The following is a 16,123-nucleotide window of genomic DNA, read 5'->3' as shown; positions in this document are numbered from 1 at the left end:
CCCCCCGGGTGGGGGGCGACGTCCGGGCTCATCATCTTCGTATGGTAGACATAATTTCAATCCACGCCCCCCGGGTGGGGGGCGACTTCGGTTGGCACGGAGCGTGCGCCCCGGTTCGCCATTTCAATCCACGCCCCCCGTGTGGGGGGCGACGGCGTCGCCATCAGCATCGGCAATAAGCTCACGATTTCAATCCACGCCCCCCGTGTGGGGGGCGACGGCAAAAACAGCTAAAAATTCAAGCTGTTCTCGTGAAAAATAGACAATTCTTACAAATATCCTCTTCTAACTCTTATCCGATTTTGAAAAATAAGGTTGCCTCCTTACAGATAATACTGCAAAATCTGGTGCGAGACCTCGGCGATTTTCTGCGCGCTTACGTTTCGCACCTAAAGCATCAATACATCTTCTGGGTTGTAGGATGCCTTTACTCCAAAATGCTCGATCTTGTTTTCATAGCGGTTTCCCAAGTAATAAAAACGAAGACTGTCCTTTTCCGGGTCCATGATCTTACACAGCTTTGCCTGTAACATGCGGCACTGGGCCGCATCCAGCAGACATTCAAAGACAGAGTTCTGCACCCGCTGTCCGTAGTTGACGCACTGCTTCGCGATTTGCCGCAGACGTTTGCGGCCAGCGGCGTCCTCGGTGTTCACATCATAGGTGATTAAAACCAGCATACTATCACTTCCACAAAAAAGGTGGGTAAGCGTCCAAGTCTCCCCGGAGATAACGGGCCAGCAGAAGTGCCTGCGTATAGGGGATCATCCCCCATGGGAGCTTTTCCTCCAGATAGGGGTGGGTCAGTGTCTCTTTTTTCTTTTCCTGCCAATGTTTCAGAAATGTTTTCCTGCCGCCGTCGGCCAGCAGCACCGCGCCGCTCTCCATATATTGAAAGTCTCCCGCCTTGACCTGGCGGTTGTTGATGAGCGTGAGCACAAAGCGGTCCGCCATGCAGGGACGCAGTTCCTCCATCAGGTCCAGGGCCAAGGAAGTCCGACCCGGGCGGTCCCGGTGCAGGAATCCCACATAGGAATCCAGCCCCACACTCTCCAAGGCGGAGGCGCAGTCGTGGGCCAGCAGGCTGTAGGCGAAGGAGAGCATGGCGTTGACGGCGTCCAGCGGAGGGCGACGGCTGCGCCCCTGGAAGGAAAACGTCTCTTTATCCCCCAGGATCATCTCGTCAAAAACGCTGAAATAGGCGGAGGCCCCCACCCCCTCCAGGCCCCGCAATTCCTCCGGAGCGCTTACCTCCTTGACCTGAGACAGCAGTCCGTAGATTTGCTTGGAGGCGGAGACCAGTTTTTCGCCGTCCACCCGCAAACCGTGGTCCCGGCGGGTGCGCTCGATGCTCCAGCGGGCGTTGAACAGCTTGCCGAAGATCATAGTGCGGCTGATCTGACAGCATTGAGTGGGATCATCCCCGGTCCGATATTGTGTCCGGCGGAGCAGGACGTTTCCGTTCCCCTCGCCGCACACCCGGGCCAGAAATTTTCCTCTGGGGGTACAGAAAGATAAGCCGATCTGACGCTGGGCGCAGACGCCCATCAGCGCGGGGGACGCCCCGGCATAGGAAAAGGTAATGATATTCTGCAAGGTATGTAGAGGATAGCGGGCGACAACCTGCTTGTCCCGATTGGCCACCACATTCTCCCCGTCCAGGGACAGGTAAATATCCTCTGAGAGGATGTAGAGGGTATTGAGCAGATGTTTCATTTCAGCTCCTCCATGGCAGCGGCCAAATAGTCCGCAACTCTTTTGCGGCCCATCAGCTTTGGAAGGCACAGGACTTTCAAAGAGCAGGCGTTACAGGCCTTGGATGGCTTGACCTTGGGTGTGTGGCGCCTTTTATACAGCTCATGCATCTCCTTCAGGTTATCTTGAACCTGCCCGCGCAGTTCAGGCGTAAAGGGGACCACCGTCCGGCGGCGGGGCTCTCCGTAATAGAGTGCCCCCTCCGGGACGGCACAGCAGAGCATCTCCTCCAGGCACATAGCCTGGGCGCACAGCTGAAGCTCGTCCGCACTGTGTTTCTTGGGCTTGCCCCGTTTGTACTCCACCGGATAAGGCAGCCACAAACCTTCACGATTTTGCAAAGCAATTCCGGCAGGGGCTCTGCGGAACTCTACCGCGTCGCACTGGCCGGAAACACCCAACTCCGTCGAGTGGATGGCCAGCCCCCTGACGGTCAGACAGTCCCCCCGGCTCTCCCGAAACTCCTGGTCGTGGACGCGCTCGTGCATGAGATGGCCGTCCACCGTGCGGTAATTCTCCGCCCACTGACCTTCAATGTGGATCAGCGCCCACTGGCGGCGGCAAAAGACAAAGTGCTGCAAACCCGAAAGCTGGAGATAATCCTCTTCCTTAAATCCCATTCAGAATCTCCGGCTCCAGTCCGGCCAAAGGCTCCAATGTAATCTTGTAATCCTCCGCGCAGGCGGGGATGGCGTCAGAAGCAATCAACTCAGCCTGGACCGAACGGTGGACCTTGGCGGAGGAATACTGCCCATCCTTGCAGTTGTGGTGGAACCAGTAGAGTCTGACCACCTCCATGGAGCCCTCCGGCCGGGCGGAAGAGGCGTCATTGACGAAGAGGGTGCGCAGACACTCCTTCAAAATATCGGCGTCCTTCTCAGTGAAGCCGGTTTTTTCCGCAAGCTGAACATTGATAGAGCCCTTGATCTTATAGAGACCGAAGCGGACAAAGTGCTTCATGCCCATGGTGTCGGAGGAACGGCCTTTGTCGTTGCTCTCACCGTTTACACTCTTGGTGATCTGCATATCCTCTATCTGCACGGGGGAGACGCTGACACCCTGATGTACAGAGACCGGGCCCCTCACACCGATGGACATGCCTTTTGTGTCCTTAAACGCAAATACCTGGCCGAAAGAACGCACGTCCAGCCATGTTTCACAGGCCTTTTGTGCATAGTCTTCTGAATCCTTGAACTCCTTTGCTTTTCCCAGAACGGCGGAGGCCCGGTCGCTGAGACTTCCGCATCCGTCGTCACACCGGTCAGCGGACTGGACAAACACGGCCTGTCCCAGATCCTGCATCCGGTTGCGCAGCTTGCGCTTGATGCACACGTCGCTCATTTCCCCTAAACCGTTGTAGTCGGTGCGGGGGCTGTTGCCGTTGAGAGGGTCGCCGTTGGGGTTTGCCATGGTGGCGGATACAAAGGCCACAAAGTCGATTTTGTTCTGTAAGATACCCATTTAAGACTCCTCCTCTGTCTCTTGTTGATCCGTTTTTTCGTTGCGGTAGGCCCGCTGATGGGAATATCCCAACAGATAGATATCATCCAACTGCTGGTTCAGTGTGCTGTCGGAAGGAGAAAAGCTGTCCAGAATATCATCAATCATACTCTGGTAATATCGGTAAAGTTTTGGTTTGGACTGTGCCAGACGCTTGTTGTAGGGCGCTAACTTGTCCCATAGGGCGGACCATGTTGCCATTGGGCGCAGCGTAAAGACTTTCTGCATTCTTATGGCGTTGGTCTCCCGCCGGTCCTCGTCGGTATAGGTGCTGTTTTCTATTGCGTCCGCGATGGCTAGCAGGCGACCGAACAGATAGCTCCGGTCGGAACAATTTTTGTCTAAAGCCATATCCCACTTCTCCTTTGAATGGTATTTTCGAATGGCCGCGCAGGCTGTGAACAGCAGTTTTTGGCGGTTCTCTCCTTCATAGAGCAGGAGATGGGAGGCTTTTTCTACCAGGGCCCGCTCAATATCCAGTGGGAATGGCGCTTTGTCCACCCTGCAGGCCACCAGCCGCTGCATCTGCTGCTTCAAGATGCGGTCATCAATTTCTGCTTTTCCGTTTCGGGGTGTCCCGAAGGCCCAGCTGACAATTTGGAACAACGAGGGTGATTGGATCCCATAGGGACCGTTTTCCCAACAGCAGGAGACCTCCCAGTCGTGCAGCCGGTCCAGAAAATCGGAGGCCAGCAGTTCGTTGTAGTAGGTGACGGCCAGACGGCCTGTGGTGGCCGCGTCGAAAGCGGCGATCACTACGCCCGCAGGCGGGCGCAGGTCCTCTTTCCAACCGGAGAGAGCCTCCCACAGTTGCTTTTGATACTGGCTGGGAGTGGCCGCCCGCTGAACGTTTCCTCCACCTTTGCGGCCCATGGGGCCTGTCACCTTGGGAATTTGGATGCCCTGGGGACTCCAGCAAACAAAGGTCCGCCCGCCAAAAGAGACGCTCTGGTTGGCCACCAGCCACCGCAAGGCGTTGTGGGCCTTCTGGGATGCGGTATAGCCTACCGTCGCGGCCTGCGCCGCATCGTCGAACCGTCCCCGGTATGTGAAGCCGCTGGAGTCATTGGCGGAGATCAGCTTGGCGTTTCCGTTGATGGGGATAATCCCTTTTGGATGCTGTCCGGCGGGAGCTTCCATTTCGCCGGAAACCATGCACAGTGCGGGCGGCGTGTCCGCCCGTTTCGCGGCGGTGTAGTCGATAAATGCTTTCATAAGCGTCTGGTCTGTCCAGCAAGGTCCGTTGAGTTTTTCCCCTAAGCCGTTGACCTCCCAGCAGACCATCGCTTTCTCTTCGGCAGTAATACCCGCCTGACTCAAATCTGCCAAAATGGTTCTATCCTGCACATAATTTAAGATGGCGTGCAGTTTTGGATGGGAAAAGGGTGAATTGACCCATGCGGACAGCTGTGACACATAGTGGCTGTACTCCACTTGGTTTTGGGGCAGCAGATACCGCAGGTAATCGCATAAGGGGTGGGGAAGTTCAGCAGCCTTGACCGTTCGTCCTGCTGATTCTTCCGTTGCGGGAATGATAATTTTGGGGACGTCCTTCTCTAACGCCTGAGCGGTGATAAAGTTTCCGTTCTGATCCAAAGTGATTTTGATTTGCGGCCGCGCCATCATGTGGGAGATTGGTGCCAGCGGCTCCTTTTCTTTCTCATACATGATTCCAACCCGGCCGGCCATCGCATCGTAGGTCTCACAGGCCTTTTGCAAAAGCCCCATCACTCCACCTCCCCAAATTCCCGCAGACCGGAGAAGTTTTCCATATCAATCCCAAAGGGCTTCATTTCCATCTTGCGCAGAGGCTTGGTGAGCGGACAGTCCTCCGGACGGGGGAAGGTGATAACTCCCTGCTTCATCACCGGATACCAAAACCGTGCAGTCATTTTTCCCTGGGTCTCGGTGGAGTAGGCCTCGTCAGCATAGGTGATACCGTGATACATCAGACCGAAACTCAACTCCGGCAGCTTGTCATAGGCGCTTGGCTCTTCTCCAAATACACAGGGCTCCACATATCCCTGGCACTCCCTGGCCCCCAGGAAGATATCCCGACGGCCGCCTTTTTCGATCATCCGTTTGGCGATATTGTGGTGCTTGTTCTCACTGCGGTCCTGAGCAAGCTCCGGGCGGTTCTCGTTCCACTCAAAATGGGCCCGTATCTGATAACGGCAGTTTTTCAAATAGGTGTAGTAGGACAGGTCGTTTTTGCCGTCCTGGTAGTGGATGGGCCGGATACCCTTTACCTCGGTTTGAATCTGGTTCATGACCCGGACCGCGTCAATGTACCAGATCAGTGTTGGTTTCCAGTACACAGAGGACAAAATGCCTTTCAATGCTTCATAGGTAGGCACCTGATAGCTGCATTTCTCCCCGCCCACCCGCATGATCGGGTCGGAGAAGAGGCCGTAATCCCCTGTGACCTGAAACTCCACAATATTTGGGTGCCGCATCGTATCACCTCCACAAGAATTCAAGATTTGATTCACCCATAGAAAAGCCGGTCTCCGCACTGTAATGTCCGCTGAGTCCCAGCGCACCGCCCTGGAGGGGAATCAGGCTGTGCTCCTCGTTCAGACGGTCAATTTGATATTGGTACAGTGAGACGGTATAGGGCTTTGCCGCCTCCAAAAGAGAGCGCAGATAAAACGGGTCCCGTTGGGCTTTTTCACTGCATAAACCGGCAATGAGCGCTTCGCTTTCTTTGTAGGGGACTACCACGTCCGTGGTGTTCTCCTCAAAAACTTCAAAAAGGGTTCCGGCCAGCCGGAATGCCTGATTGAAATAATAAGGGTGCTCCTGAGCGTATTGGCCGTTCAGCGACAGAAGGGAAAACAGTGAGGGGCGGTCTTTTACACAGTAGTCATGGTGCCCCGCCGGTTCCCGGCGATACAGCGCCCGGTAATAGTATTCGATGGAAGCATCAGAATCCAAACGGTGCTGAAACTGTTCCGGGCGAGCTGCAAATTCCGCGATGAGTTCTTGGGTGGCGTCTTTGCCCAGCTGGATGTCTGGCAAATGGGAGAGGTTCTCCTGCTGGCACTCTACCAGATAGACCGGAGCCAGGACACCGGGCCCGGCCTCGCCGCTGCGGTTGCAGCGGCCCGCTGCCTGGACCACGCTGTCCATCCCGGCGGACAGGCGGATCACACAACCGAAGGAGATGTCCACCCCGGCCTCAATGACCTGGGTAGAGACACAGACTGTTTTTTGACTACTCTGCCCCAGAGCGCTTTTCAGCTTGTTCAGCGTGTCCCTCCGATGGGTCACGCACATAGCGGCAGAAAGGGAAAACAGAGCGAAGCTCTTGTCCTTCAGGAGACTATACAGATGTTCTGATTGATTCTTCTTGTTGCAGACAATCAGCAAACTATCGACATGCTCCAGCTTTTTTACGGCAAAATCAGCGATCTGTTCCAAGGACATTGATCCGACACTTTGAATATCTGTTCGCTGGAATACCTGCCAAAGAGCGGGATCGTATGGAACAATATCACGAATAGGACCATGGATTGGATGCTCGATCTGCTCCGTACAGGGCTGGGTAGCGGAACAGAGAACCACTGTAACTCCGCAAATCTCCGCTAAAAAGTTAACCGCCAGAGAAAACATAGACAACATTTTGCTGGGAACTGTCTGCACCTCATCGATGACGATAACGCTGTTACAAAGAGAATGAAACCGCCGGATACAAGTGGTTTTTCCAGAGAATAGGATATTCAGCAGTTGAACCAGAGTAGTGATGATGACAGGGGCCTCCCAAGTCTCGGTAAGAAGTTCTCGCTCGTCCAGTTGCTCACTGTTTTCCTCTGTGCGAACCAGATTGGAGTGATGCTCCAAAATCAGGCTGTCGTCCTGAATATATTTTCTAATCTCCTTTGCGTTCTGATCCAAGATGCTGAGCAGGGGAGAGGTGAAGATGATACGCTGCTTTCGATATTTGCGGGCGTGAGCGAGAGCAAACCGGAGACCGGACAAGGTCTTGCCACCGCCGGTCGGCACACTGAGGCGGAATACGCCGCCGGCCTGTTCCGCCGCCTGTCCGCATTGGTTCGAGATCATGCGCCGGGCCTGGTCAATGGGAGTTTTTGAGGAGAACGCATTTAGCTTTTCTTCCGTCCTTGTCAAAAGAGTGAACCACATCTGTTCCAGCTCCTCGCCGCTTCGGGCAGGAGGGAACGCGGCACCATTCATGGAGATTGCCGTATCCCGTCGGTCTCCCTCAATCACTGCGGAGAGCAGCAGGCGGGCGAGGAGCCCGGAGTAAAACGCTGTTTCCTGGTCATAACGCTCATCGCTGACTTCCTCACCAGTCATAGCGCAGATGTGTTCCAGAACTGGCGTCAACTCGTTTAGGGCAGCTTGAAACTGCTGGTCAAGCTCCTCTTGGTTGATGCAGAAACGGAAAAAGTTATCCCTTGCCTCTTCATAGCCGATCTCTTTCTTAGTCAGTCGGTGCCGAAAACCGTTTTTTTGTTGGTCATCCACACAATCAAACAGACCGCCATGATGCCCGCCGACGGCTAAGGCCAACAGTTCAGCGGCGATGTCTGCCAGATCCTCTGGCGGCTCATGGTGATATCGCTCCAGAAGAAGACGTACTCCAGCGAAGGTGTGATTCACCGAGCCGCGTGTGCCAGCTCCATCCTTTATGTAGTCCTGGAACTGCTCTGAGTATTTTCCGAGATCATGCAGCAGCCCCACCGCCTCCCCAGCGGCGGAGAGGCCAACGGGCTCCAGCGCCGCTGCCGCATATCTTGCGGTATTATGGCAGTGTTTACTGACCGATTGGACGGCGATTATTTTGTCAGATGGATCCCTCTGAATGTGTGCCAGGTAGCTTTCCATTGGTCCCACTTCCAAATACGTGATTTTAGAGATAAAATACAACACCTGCTGTCCAATAAACTGGACAATCTTTTGCCTCGGAAGCAAATTTTAGATAATTGGAGATTGCCTTGATGGCAAAACTTTACCATAGGGCCTCGTTTTTGTCAATGTTTTAACACATCTTTTTCATTGAATATAAAATGGTATTTGCAAAAAAAAAAATTACGTGATATACTAAATTGGTCTCTGACAGATACAGCAGTTAGAGTGGATTGAAAAAATGAAAAAGAGGGGTTTCCCTAGCAAGGCAAGGCGGCGATAGAAAATCTATCGCCGCTATTTTATAACAAACTTGACTTAGGTGAAGAAACTTCAACTATAAAAGCCAGGTGTAAAGGGGTAAAATGGGCTTGTATTTCAGGGCGGAGTAAGTTAGGGAGGAATGGAGAGGACCAGGGGCGTAGTATGCCCTCTGCACGGCTCTTGGCGGCTTTGCCGCTTAGAGCCGTGGCGTACCCCTTGTGGGTGCCGCCGGACCGGTTTGACCTGGAAGTAAATAGAGGTAGAATATATTTTTTAGAAAAGATGTACTTCAATGTTAAAACAATATGAAAACCTTTTGCTCCATCTGGACAAACTCCACCGCCACAACCGGCAGGGCAGCTTCAAGCCCAGGGAGCGATATATGAGGCGGTGAAACGCTTTTGCCGCTTTCTGGCGGAGCGGTACCGCTCTTCTGGACCGGCTCAGATTCCATTTGCGTAATACAGCCCGCGGGCATAAGCTGTTCGTTCCCGACAACCGTTTGACCCACGAGGCGATCAAGGACTTTCAGCGATTCCTGGCAGACAACCGGCCATTGGCCCAGGACCCGGACTCCGACCGGCCTATGACCTTTCACGGGCTGTGGCACACCCGGGCGTCGGAGCGGAGTGGTATCAGGAACGCATCCAAAAGGGGAGGAGCCCCTATCAGGCCAGGAAAGAGGTTGCTAAGCTGCTGGGACATGGCCGGGATGATGTGACCCATATCTACCTCGCTTCGCTGAAGAAGAAGGGAGGCGATGGGGATGGATAGACGTCCTACCTCCTATGATGACCTTCCCCTGACGCTGTCGGTGAGAGAACTGATGCCAATACTCTCCGTCGGCAGGAATACGGCCTATGAGCTGATACATTCCGGACAGATCAGAAGTGTTAGAATCGGCAGAAGAATCTGTATCCACAAAGCGGAGGTTCTAAGGTTTTTGAAAAATAACTGAGTAGCCCTAGAAATCAAGTGCCATTATATCGCATCCGAACGCCGGATGTGATATAATGGGTTTGTAACAGCGGGTACTCTATCCTGTTGGAAAAGAGTTTTTATGACAGGAAGCCTGCAAATCAAAAAGAATAAATATTGTGCCGTCCTATCTTGGCATGAAGGAGAAAAAGGACAATAAGCGCAGAGCGGAAGCCTTTTTGAAGCAGGAGATGGACAAGCCGGAGAAGATCCAGGACCACCACTTGACCGGGACAGATCAGCCCTTCCTGCCCTTTATGGAGCAGTGGCTGAACGAGGTGGAGAGGTATTCCATCCGCGTTACGACCTTGGAGCAATATAAGGCGGTGTTCCGCAACGTGATTTCAATATTCCCGGCATTTCAGAACGTCGCGCTGCGGGGATTGGCCCGAAGTCTGCGGCCTGCCTTACATTCTCTTCCACGGGCTGCGTCACAGCGTAGCCACACTGCTCCATAGCGCTGGACGGGACATCCAGGATATTCAGGGATGGCTGGGCCACAGTGACATCTCCACCACCGCCAACATCTATTCGCACTTTCTCTACTCAGCAAAGCGGGATATGGCGGATTCCATTGATGCAGCTTTAAAGTAAGGGTTACTGCCACGTTACTGACAGAAAAATCCCGCCTGTTAGAAATCAGTTAGAAATTTTAAGAAAGCCGCCCAAAAAGTTGGACAAAAAAGAAAACACCGTCAAAACCAGCGGTTTTGACGGTGTTTTCTGGTGGAGACAACAGAACTCGAATCTGTGACCTCTCGCGTGTGAGGCGAGCGCTCTACCAGCTGAGCTATGCCTCCATATGGGGAACGTGTTGGTGACGCGTATGGGAATCGAACCCATGTTACCGCCGTGAAAGGGCGGTGTCTTAGCCGCTTGACCAACGCGCCATGGGGTGCGGTGCAGCTAGTGCTGCATGGTAGCGGCACCTGGATTTGAACCGGGGACACTGCGGGTATGAACCGCATGCTCTAGCCAACTGAGCTATGCCGCCAAATAGGCCCCGACGAACAGGGCAAGAGTTAGTATACCCGATTTGTCCACGGTTGTCAACAAGAAATATCTGATTTTTTAAAATTTTTCCGTCGCCGGGGAGGCCAAATTTTTAGGCCCGCCAGACAGCTCCTTTATTCAGCGGAAACGGCACTCCTGGGACCGCTTTCCAATATCGGGGCAGGCCCTAATCGATCTTGTAGCCCACGCCCCACACTGTTTTGATAAAGCGGGGGTCCCGGGAGGGCTCCCCCATTTTTTCCCTCAGGCGGCGGATATGCACCATTACAGTATTGTTCCGGTCCAGATACTTCTCGCCCCACACCGTCTCGAAGAGACGCTCGGCGGAGATGACCTGCCCCCGGTTTTCGCAGAGCATCCACAGGATATCAAACTCGATGGGGGTAAGATTCAGCTCCTGGTCATAGAGCGTACACTCATGGGTGCTGCGGTTGATGACCAGACCGTTAAAGTCGATCACATCCCCTGTGGGCGGTTTCTCCGTCCCATTATAGCGGGTGTATCTCCGAAGCTGCGCCTTGACCCGCGCCACCAGCTCCAGCGGATTGAAGGGCTTGGTGATATAGTCGTCGGCCCCGATGGTGAGCCCGGTGATCTTGTCCATATCCGATCCTTTGGCCGTGAGCATGATCACAGGAAAATGGTACTCCTTGCGGATCTCCCCACAGAGGACAAAGCCGGACATGTCCGGGAGCATCACATCCAGCACAGCCAGATCCAGGCTCTGCGCCCGGACGCAGGCCAGCGCCTCCGCGGCTGTGCCGCAGGTAAAGACGGTGAATCCCTCGCTTTTGAGATAGACCCCTACCAGGTCCGCGATCTCCGGCTCGTCGTCCACCACCAGGATATTGGCCTCCATATCTCTCACCTCTTCCCGGATATTATATCCACCGGGGCGCAGGCAAGTCAACGCCTCCTGAGAAAAGATAAGAAAATCATAAGGTTTTAGAAGAGCCATTTGAGAAGGCCGGCGCACAGCAGGGCCGCCCCCGCCGGAATGAGGTTCTCCCACCGGAAGGGCCGGTCCAGGAGCCCCTTGACCAGCAGCACCACGGCGGCCAGATTCAAAAACCAGGGCAGCAGGCCGAAGAGAATGGCAAACGGCAGCCCGATCAGCAGCAGCGCCACGCTGACGAGCGCCACCCCCACCACACACAGAATACTCAACGTAAGCAGCGTGATCATCGTAAGTTCCCTCCTTTGTGTTGGTCCTATCCTACCATCCTTCTCTGAAACCACCATAAAGGAAAGATTAAAAATAGGTAAAATCGTTATCGCTCTCTCAGCCCCGGCTCAGTCTGGAACTCGGTCATGGTGTTCCAGTAGCGTTTGGGCATATGGGTCATACGGCACTTGGGATGATAGCGTCCCTCGATGGAGATGGTATCGTAGAACCGCCGCCATAGCCTGCGGTAATCCAGCTCCGTCTCCCCCGGCACGCCGGCACAAAACGCCTCCAGCGGTACAATGGCCCACCGCCCTGGCTGGTAAAACAGCGCCTCCCGGTGTGTGCGGTCGTAGATGACGAACCGCTCTCCGGAGTACCGGGCGCAGAAGTGGGGCCGCAGCAGGGGGAGGACCCGGTTTTTAGGCTCAATCTCCGCCGTCAGCACGCCGCCCTGTTCGGAGAAACGGAGGAAGCCCTGTAGCTGGTGGGCCTCGCCCTTCAGATGGGTCAGAGCAGTCACCAGCGGCGCCACCCGCGGGTCCGTCAGGTCCCGCACCACAGCGGGGCCGATCCGGTACCCCAGCCGGACAAACGCATAGATCCGCTCCTCCTTTTCGGGCATACAGGTGAGGAAGCCGCGGGTCACCATGCGCTGTGCGTCCAGCGAGATCCTCTGGCTGAGAGAGCGGTACACCCGCCCGGCATGGGCTTCCTCGGTCTCCACCGCCCGTTCGGGATAGAGGGAGATGCGGGGATCCTCCGGTGTGGAGAAGCTCACAGGCAGTTCTTTTCGGACGTAGCTCTCATAGATACAGGTGAGGAAACCCGCATAAGAGCCGTCATAGAGATAGGCAAAGGGCGTTCCGTGGTCCATAAGGGCCTCCTTATCCGGCATTTTGCGCAAAGAGTGAGAGCTGCTCCGGAACGTCTCCGGCCAGCAGCGGCCGTTCCAGCGCCACCATCTGCCGCAGCACACTGTCCGGCTTCACGCGGCTCAGCCCCGGGAGCATCCGCCCGGAGCAGGTGAGGAAGTACTGCGCCCGCTTGAGCACCACGCCCAGCTTTTTGAGCCCCTCAAAGGTGAGGGGACCCACCCGCCGGGCGGTGAGGATCCGCCGCGCCGAACGCACCCCTATGCCGGGGACCCGTAGCAGCCGCTCATAGTCCGCCCGGTTTACCTCTACCGGAAATTCCTCCAGATGCCGCAGCGCCCAGCAGCATTTGGGGTCCAGGCGGGGGTCGAGATCCGGGTGGGCCTCATCCAGCAGTTCCGTCGCTTCAAAGTGATAAAACCGCAGCAACCAGTCGGCCTGATACAGCCGGTGCTCCCGGAGAAGGGGCGGCTGGAAGCCCTGCGGGGCGGGCAGGAGCTTGCTGTCGGACACGGGCAGATAGGCCGAATAAAAGACCCGCTTGAGCTGATACTTCTGATAGAGCCCCTCGGTAAGGCGGAGGATATGGAGATCAGACTCCGGCGTGGCGCCGATGATCATCTGGGTGGACTGTCCGGCCGGAGCGAACCGGGGAGCGCCCCGGTACAGCCTGAGGGCCTGCCCGGACTCCAGAATGCCCTCCCGAATCTGGGCCATGGGGGTCAGGATGGAGGCCCTGGTCTTGTCCGGGGCCAACGCTTTCAGGGATGCCTCGGAGGGCAGCTCGATGTTCACGCTCATCCGGTCCGCCAGCAGTCCCAGCCGATAGGTGAGCAGCGGATCCGCGCCGGGGATGGCCTTTGCGTGGATGTATCCGGCAAAGCCGTACTCCTCCCGGATGAGGCGCAGGGTCTCGATCATCCGCTCTGTGGTGTAGTCCGGGTCTCTCAGTACAGCAGAGGAGAGGAAAAGCCCCTCGATATAATTGCGCCGGTAGAAGCCGATGGTGAGCTCGGCCAGCTCCCGGGGCGTAAAGGCCGTGCGTGGCACGTCGTTGGAGCGGCGGTTCACGCAGTACTGACAGTCGTAACAGCACGCGTTGGTCATCAGCACCTTCAGCAGCGTCACACACCGCCCGTCGGCGGAGAAGGAATGGCAGCATCCCCCCAACACCGTAGAGCCCAGTTTTCCCGACCGCCCCGCCCGGTCCAGACCGCTGGAGGTACAGGCCGCATCGTATTTGGCCGCATCGGTCAGAATGGTCAGCTTGTCCAGCAGCTCCACAGTTCTTTTTCCTCCCGTTATGAAACATTTGTACTAGTATTATAGTTCTCGAACAAATGTATGTCAACAGGAAAATTTCTCCCTCTATGCAGCCGCGCCGCCCAGGCCCTGGAGGGCCGGAGCGGCGCGGAACATTGTCTTTTTTATGCGGCGTACCTTTTCTTCCTCCACAGCACCCCCGCCGCCAGTGCCAGCAGCAAGCCCAGCGCCGCACCCCCCAGGTCCACCCAGATGTCGGACACCTTTCCCGCCCTCCCTTCCACAAAGAGCTGGATGGTCTCATCGATCAGGGCGCAGAAGAGCGACGCGGAGAGTACCCCGGCACACAGGCCCCGCCCGGTCCGGTCCCGGTTTCGCAGGCTCCCAGTGAGCAGCGCCGCGAGCACCAGATACTCCGCCATATGGGCGCCCTTGCGTACCAGCGTCTCGGTGAGAAAGGGGGGAAGGCACAGCGCCTCCAGCAGCGCCGACAGGCCCGAGAGCACCGCACCGCTCTCCTGTGAGGAGACGGCGGCGGGCTGGAGGGAGTGCCCCCAGATAACGCCCAGCCACAGCAGGGTCAGCACGGGGTAACATCCGATCCTTGACTTGGAGACGTTTTGCATGCCGGGATCCTCCTTTTTTGAGATGCCTGGGGCCTGTTTGAACTATGGAAACACGCCCTAGCACGGACCCTCCTCCACCCTGCCCTCCCGGATCTGGTAGACCCGGTCGGCCATGGCAAAGACCGTGGGCCGGTGGCTGGTGACAATGCAGGTGCGTCCCCCCTGCCCTGTGAGCAGGTTCCGGAGCACCCGGGCCTCGGTCTCCGCATCCAGCGCCGAGGTGGCCTCATCCAGCAGCAGGACCGGAGCGTCCCGCAGCAGCGCGCGGGCGATGGAGAGGCGTTGGTTCTGCCCCTCGGAGAGCCCCGCCCCCTGTTCCCCCAAAGGGGTGTGTATCCCCTGAGGAAGCCGGCTGACGAATTCGTAGGCGCAGGCGGTCCTGAGGGCCTCCTCCAGCATCTGGTCGTCGGCATCCGGCCGCAGCAGGCGCAGGCTCTCGGCGATGGTGCCGGAAAAGGCGGCCTTTTCCTGGGGCACATAGGCAAAGAGGGGACGGGTACAGGCCGACACAGGCAGGTCCTCCTCCCCCGGCGCCTGGAGGATCGCCGTCCCGCCCTGGGGTCGGATCAGGCCCAGCAACACCCGCAGCAGGGTGGTCTTACCCTCGCCGGAGGCGCCGGCCAGGGCCACCAGCTCCCCCGGACGCGCCAGGAGGGAGACCTCCTCCAGCACCGGACGGTCCGGCGCATAGCGGAAGCTCACCCGGTCCAGCCGCAGCGTAAGCCCCTTTCCCCGTCCCGCGGCGGCCATTCGCTCCACCCGCCGCGCCAGCGTAGGGGCGACCTCCGGTTCACGGGGGAGGTCCAGCACAGCCAAGATGCGCCGGGCGGCCACGGTCGCGGAGATGGCGCCGGGCACCAGCCCCACCAGGGCGGAAAACCCGGCGGAGAGCTGCCCGGCGAGCTGCAGGAACATGACCATCAGGGCAAGGTCGATGTATCCTGTCCACAGCCGGTAAACGCCCCAGGCCAGACAGGTATAGGAGACCGCCTGCCCCATCAGGGACATCAGAGAGGAGGTCAGGATGGAAAAGCGGTTGAAGTCCAGGCTGGCCTCCCGCCAGCGGGCCTGTTCCTCCCCCTCCCGCGCGGTGAACCGCCCCGTCAGGTCGAAGGCTTTGATGGCCTGCATATTCTGGAGGGCCTCCTCGTGAAAGGCCATCAACTGGGCGTTGGCTCCCCGCACCCGTTTCTGATGCTCCCGCATCCGTCCCATCAGGGCACGGGAAAACAGCAGAGTCACCGGGGCGCTGAGCAGGGCCAGCAGGGCCATCACCGGGTCATACCACAGGATCAGGATCAGGCAGGCCGAAAACTGGAACAGACGGATTACCAGGCTGGGCAGCAGTCCAAACACGCTCCCCGCCACGGTGCCGACGTCCCCGGTCACCCGGCTGAGGAGATCGCCGGAGTGGAATGCCTGGAGGGCGCTCCAATCCGCCTGGAGAAAGCGGCGGAACACGTCGGCCTGCATCTCATTCTGGATCTTCAGATTCACCTTGGTGGAAATGCGGCTGTTGAGGGCGGAGAGGCCCAGGGCCACCAGCCCCAGCAGCACATAGCCTGCCGCAAGGGCCGCCACCTCTCCCCAGGCCCGATGCGCACCCACCACGGCGGTGGTGAGGGTGCGGGAGAGAAGACTGCCACCCAGGCCCAGCCCCGCCGCCAGGAGCCCCAGAGCGATATACAGCGCGATTTGTCCCCGGTAGCGCCTGGCATAGCGGTAAATCCAGCCCAGCTCCTGGCACATTTCCTGCAGATAGCCCTCCCGCAGCTTGTCCCATATTTTTTTCATCCCCGCCAGGATACTCA

General features: G+C 57.1%; 17 protein-coding genes and 3 tRNA genes. 4 read left to right on the top strand and 16 right to left on the bottom strand.

The genetic code is table 11. The features are described 5' to 3' along the window. Positions 1–389: 389 nt before the first annotated feature. The 7 genes from cas2 to ABUA09_RS12690 are packed head-to-tail and all read right to left on the bottom strand — an operon-like array spanning position 390 to position 8,106. Positions 390–680: a CRISPR-associated endonuclease Cas2 gene (gene cas2 / locus ABUA09_RS12720; RefSeq protein ID WP_033116942.1), complete on the bottom strand. Its 291-nt coding sequence runs from the start codon at positions 678–680 to the stop codon at positions 390–392. 4 nt (positions 681–684) lie between these two features. Then, positions 685–1,716, bottom strand: coding sequence for a type I-C CRISPR-associated endonuclease Cas1c (gene cas1c, locus ABUA09_RS12715; protein WP_033116943.1), 1,032 nt, complete (start codon positions 1,714–1,716; stop codon positions 685–687). Next, positions 1,713–2,375 (bottom strand): CRISPR-associated protein Cas4, encoded by a 663-nt coding sequence (cas4, locus tag ABUA09_RS12710; RefSeq protein WP_033116944.1) that lies wholly within the window; start codon positions 2,373–2,375, stop codon positions 1,713–1,715. Before cas4 ends, cas1c begins: the two co-directional genes overlap by 4 nt. Then, on the bottom strand, positions 2,365–3,216 hold the full coding sequence (gene cas7c / locus ABUA09_RS12705) for a type I-C CRISPR-associated protein Cas7/Csd2 (protein ID WP_033116945.1): 852 nt from the start codon (positions 3,214–3,216) through the stop codon (positions 2,365–2,367). Before cas7c ends, cas4 begins: the two co-directional genes overlap by 11 nt. Further along, positions 3,217–4,983 carry a type I-C CRISPR-associated protein Cas8c/Csd1 gene (gene cas8c / locus ABUA09_RS12700; RefSeq protein WP_208319889.1) on the bottom strand — a complete coding sequence of 589 codons (1,767 nt, stop codon included), beginning with the start codon at positions 4,981–4,983 and terminating at the stop codon, positions 3,217–3,219. It abuts the gene before it with no gap. Then, positions 4,983–5,711, bottom strand: coding sequence for a type I-C CRISPR-associated protein Cas5c (gene cas5c / locus ABUA09_RS12695; RefSeq protein ID WP_033116947.1), 729 nt, complete (start codon positions 5,709–5,711; stop codon positions 4,983–4,985). The genes cas8c and cas5c overlap by 1 nt, the downstream gene beginning before the upstream one ends. Positions 5,712–5,715: 4 nt before the next feature. Continuing rightward, positions 5,716–8,106, bottom strand: coding sequence for a CRISPR-associated helicase/endonuclease Cas3 (locus ABUA09_RS12690; protein ID WP_058118517.1), 2,391 nt, complete (start codon positions 8,104–8,106; stop codon positions 5,716–5,718). 888 nt (positions 8,107–8,994) lie between these two features. Between ABUA09_RS12690 and ABUA09_RS12685 the strand changes: the two genes are divergently transcribed. The 4 genes from ABUA09_RS12685 to ABUA09_RS12670 all read left to right on the top strand — a co-directional run bounded on the left by ABUA09_RS12685 (position 8,995) and on the right by ABUA09_RS12670 (position 9,963). Continuing rightward, complete coding sequence (locus ABUA09_RS12685) at positions 8,995–9,165, top strand: hypothetical protein (protein ID WP_156113729.1); 171 nt, start codon at positions 8,995–8,997, stop codon at positions 9,163–9,165. Beyond that, a complete protein-coding gene (locus tag ABUA09_RS12680) occupies positions 9,152–9,349 on the top strand; it encodes a helix-turn-helix domain-containing protein (protein ID WP_033116950.1) in 198 nt (65 codons plus the stop codon). The genes ABUA09_RS12685 and ABUA09_RS12680 overlap by 14 nt, the downstream gene beginning before the upstream one ends. Positions 9,350–9,488: 139 nt before the next feature. After that, the gene (locus ABUA09_RS12675) at positions 9,489–9,827 is read left to right on the top strand and encodes a hypothetical protein (RefSeq protein ID WP_058118520.1); all 339 of its coding nucleotides are present in this window, start codon (positions 9,489–9,491) and stop codon (positions 9,825–9,827) included. Then, on the top strand, positions 9,772–9,963 hold the full coding sequence (locus tag ABUA09_RS12670; RefSeq protein ID WP_082636195.1) for a tyrosine-type recombinase/integrase: 192 nt from the start codon (positions 9,772–9,774) through the stop codon (positions 9,961–9,963). Before ABUA09_RS12675 ends, ABUA09_RS12670 begins: the two co-directional genes overlap by 56 nt. Positions 9,964–10,093: 130 nt before the next feature. On the opposite strand, the gene ABUA09_RS12665 is transcribed toward ABUA09_RS12670, so the two are convergent. From ABUA09_RS12665 to ABUA09_RS12625, 9 genes are all read right to left on the bottom strand, one after another. Beyond that, positions 10,094–10,169 (bottom strand) — tRNA-Val (locus tag ABUA09_RS12665). A gap of 15 nt (positions 10,170–10,184) precedes the next feature. Further along, a tRNA-Glu gene (locus tag ABUA09_RS12660) sits at positions 10,185–10,259 on the bottom strand. Between the two features lie 27 nt (positions 10,260–10,286). Then, positions 10,287–10,363, bottom strand: a tRNA-Met gene (locus ABUA09_RS12655). A 186-nt stretch (positions 10,364–10,549) separates the two neighbouring features. Next, a complete protein-coding gene (gene vanR / locus ABUA09_RS12650; RefSeq protein WP_033116952.1) occupies positions 10,550–11,242 on the bottom strand; it encodes a VanR-ABDEGLN family response regulator transcription factor in 693 nt (230 codons plus the stop codon). 86 nt (positions 11,243–11,328) lie between these two features. Continuing rightward, a complete protein-coding gene (locus ABUA09_RS12645) occupies positions 11,329–11,568 on the bottom strand; it encodes a hypothetical protein (protein ID WP_033116953.1) in 240 nt (79 codons plus the stop codon). 86 nt (positions 11,569–11,654) lie between these two features. Then, entirely contained in the window at positions 11,655–12,425 is a 771-nt protein-coding gene (locus tag ABUA09_RS12640) for a TIGR03915 family putative DNA repair protein (RefSeq protein WP_033116954.1), read from the bottom strand. Between the two features lie 10 nt (positions 12,426–12,435). Continuing rightward, the gene (locus ABUA09_RS12635) at positions 12,436–13,707 is read right to left on the bottom strand and encodes a putative DNA modification/repair radical SAM protein (RefSeq protein WP_033116955.1); all 1,272 of its coding nucleotides are present in this window, start codon (positions 13,705–13,707) and stop codon (positions 12,436–12,438) included. Positions 13,708–13,850: 143 nt separating this feature from the next. Further along, positions 13,851–14,312, bottom strand: a complete 462-nt coding sequence (locus ABUA09_RS12630) for a VanZ family protein (protein WP_058118521.1) — start codon at positions 14,310–14,312, stop codon at positions 13,851–13,853. A gap of 57 nt (positions 14,313–14,369) precedes the next feature. Then, positions 14,370–16,106, bottom strand: a complete 1,737-nt coding sequence (locus tag ABUA09_RS12625) for an ABC transporter ATP-binding protein (RefSeq protein WP_195614969.1) — start codon at positions 16,104–16,106, stop codon at positions 14,370–14,372. Positions 16,107–16,123: the final 17 nt, after the last annotated feature.

Source organism: Intestinimonas sp. RTP31139st1_F5_RTP31139_211217, assembly GCF_040226735.1.
In the GTDB taxonomy this organism is placed as follows: domain Bacteria; phylum Bacillota; class Clostridia; order Oscillospirales; family Oscillospiraceae; genus Intestinimonas; species Intestinimonas butyriciproducens.
Note: the sequence above shows the minus strand (reverse complement) of the source record. Positions and strands in the feature narration are given on the sequence as shown.

Bases quoted from the DNA above. Each gene is read 5' to 3' on its own strand.
- cas2 (WP_033116942.1), bottom strand. From the start codon at position 680: ATGCTGGTTTTAATCACCTATGATGTGAACACCGAGGACGCCGCTGGC.
- cas1c (WP_033116943.1), bottom strand. From the start codon at position 1,716: ATGAAACATCTGCTCAATACCCTCTACATCCTCTCAGAGGATATTTAC.
- cas4 (WP_033116944.1), bottom strand. From the start codon at position 2,375: ATGGGATTTAAGGAAGAGGATTATCTCCAGCTTTCGGGTTTGCAGCAC.
- cas7c (WP_033116945.1), bottom strand. From the start codon at position 3,216: ATGGGTATCTTACAGAACAAAATCGACTTTGTGGCCTTTGTATCCGCC.
- cas8c (WP_208319889.1), bottom strand. From the start codon at position 4,983: ATGGGGCTTTTGCAAAAGGCCTGTGAGACCTACGATGCGATGGCCGGC.
- cas5c (WP_033116947.1), bottom strand. From the start codon at position 5,711: ATGCGGCACCCAAATATTGTGGAGTTTCAGGTCACAGGGGATTACGGC.
- ABUA09_RS12690 (WP_058118517.1), bottom strand. From the start codon at position 8,106: ATGGAAAGCTACCTGGCACACATTCAGAGGGATCCATCTGACAAAATA.
- ABUA09_RS12680 (WP_033116950.1), top strand. From the start codon at position 9,152: ATGGGGATGGATAGACGTCCTACCTCCTATGATGACCTTCCCCTGACG.
- vanR (WP_033116952.1), bottom strand. From the start codon at position 11,242: ATGGAGGCCAATATCCTGGTGGTGGACGACGAGCCGGAGATCGCGGAC.
- ABUA09_RS12645 (WP_033116953.1), bottom strand. From the start codon at position 11,568: ATGATCACGCTGCTTACGTTGAGTATTCTGTGTGTGGTGGGGGTGGCG.
- ABUA09_RS12640 (WP_033116954.1), bottom strand. From the start codon at position 12,425: ATGGACCACGGAACGCCCTTTGCCTATCTCTATGACGGCTCTTATGCG.
- ABUA09_RS12630 (WP_058118521.1), bottom strand. From the start codon at position 14,312: ATGCAAAACGTCTCCAAGTCAAGGATCGGATGTTACCCCGTGCTGACC.
- ABUA09_RS12625 (WP_195614969.1), bottom strand. From the start codon at position 16,106: ATGAAAAAAATATGGGACAAGCTGCGGGAGGGCTATCTGCAGGAAATG.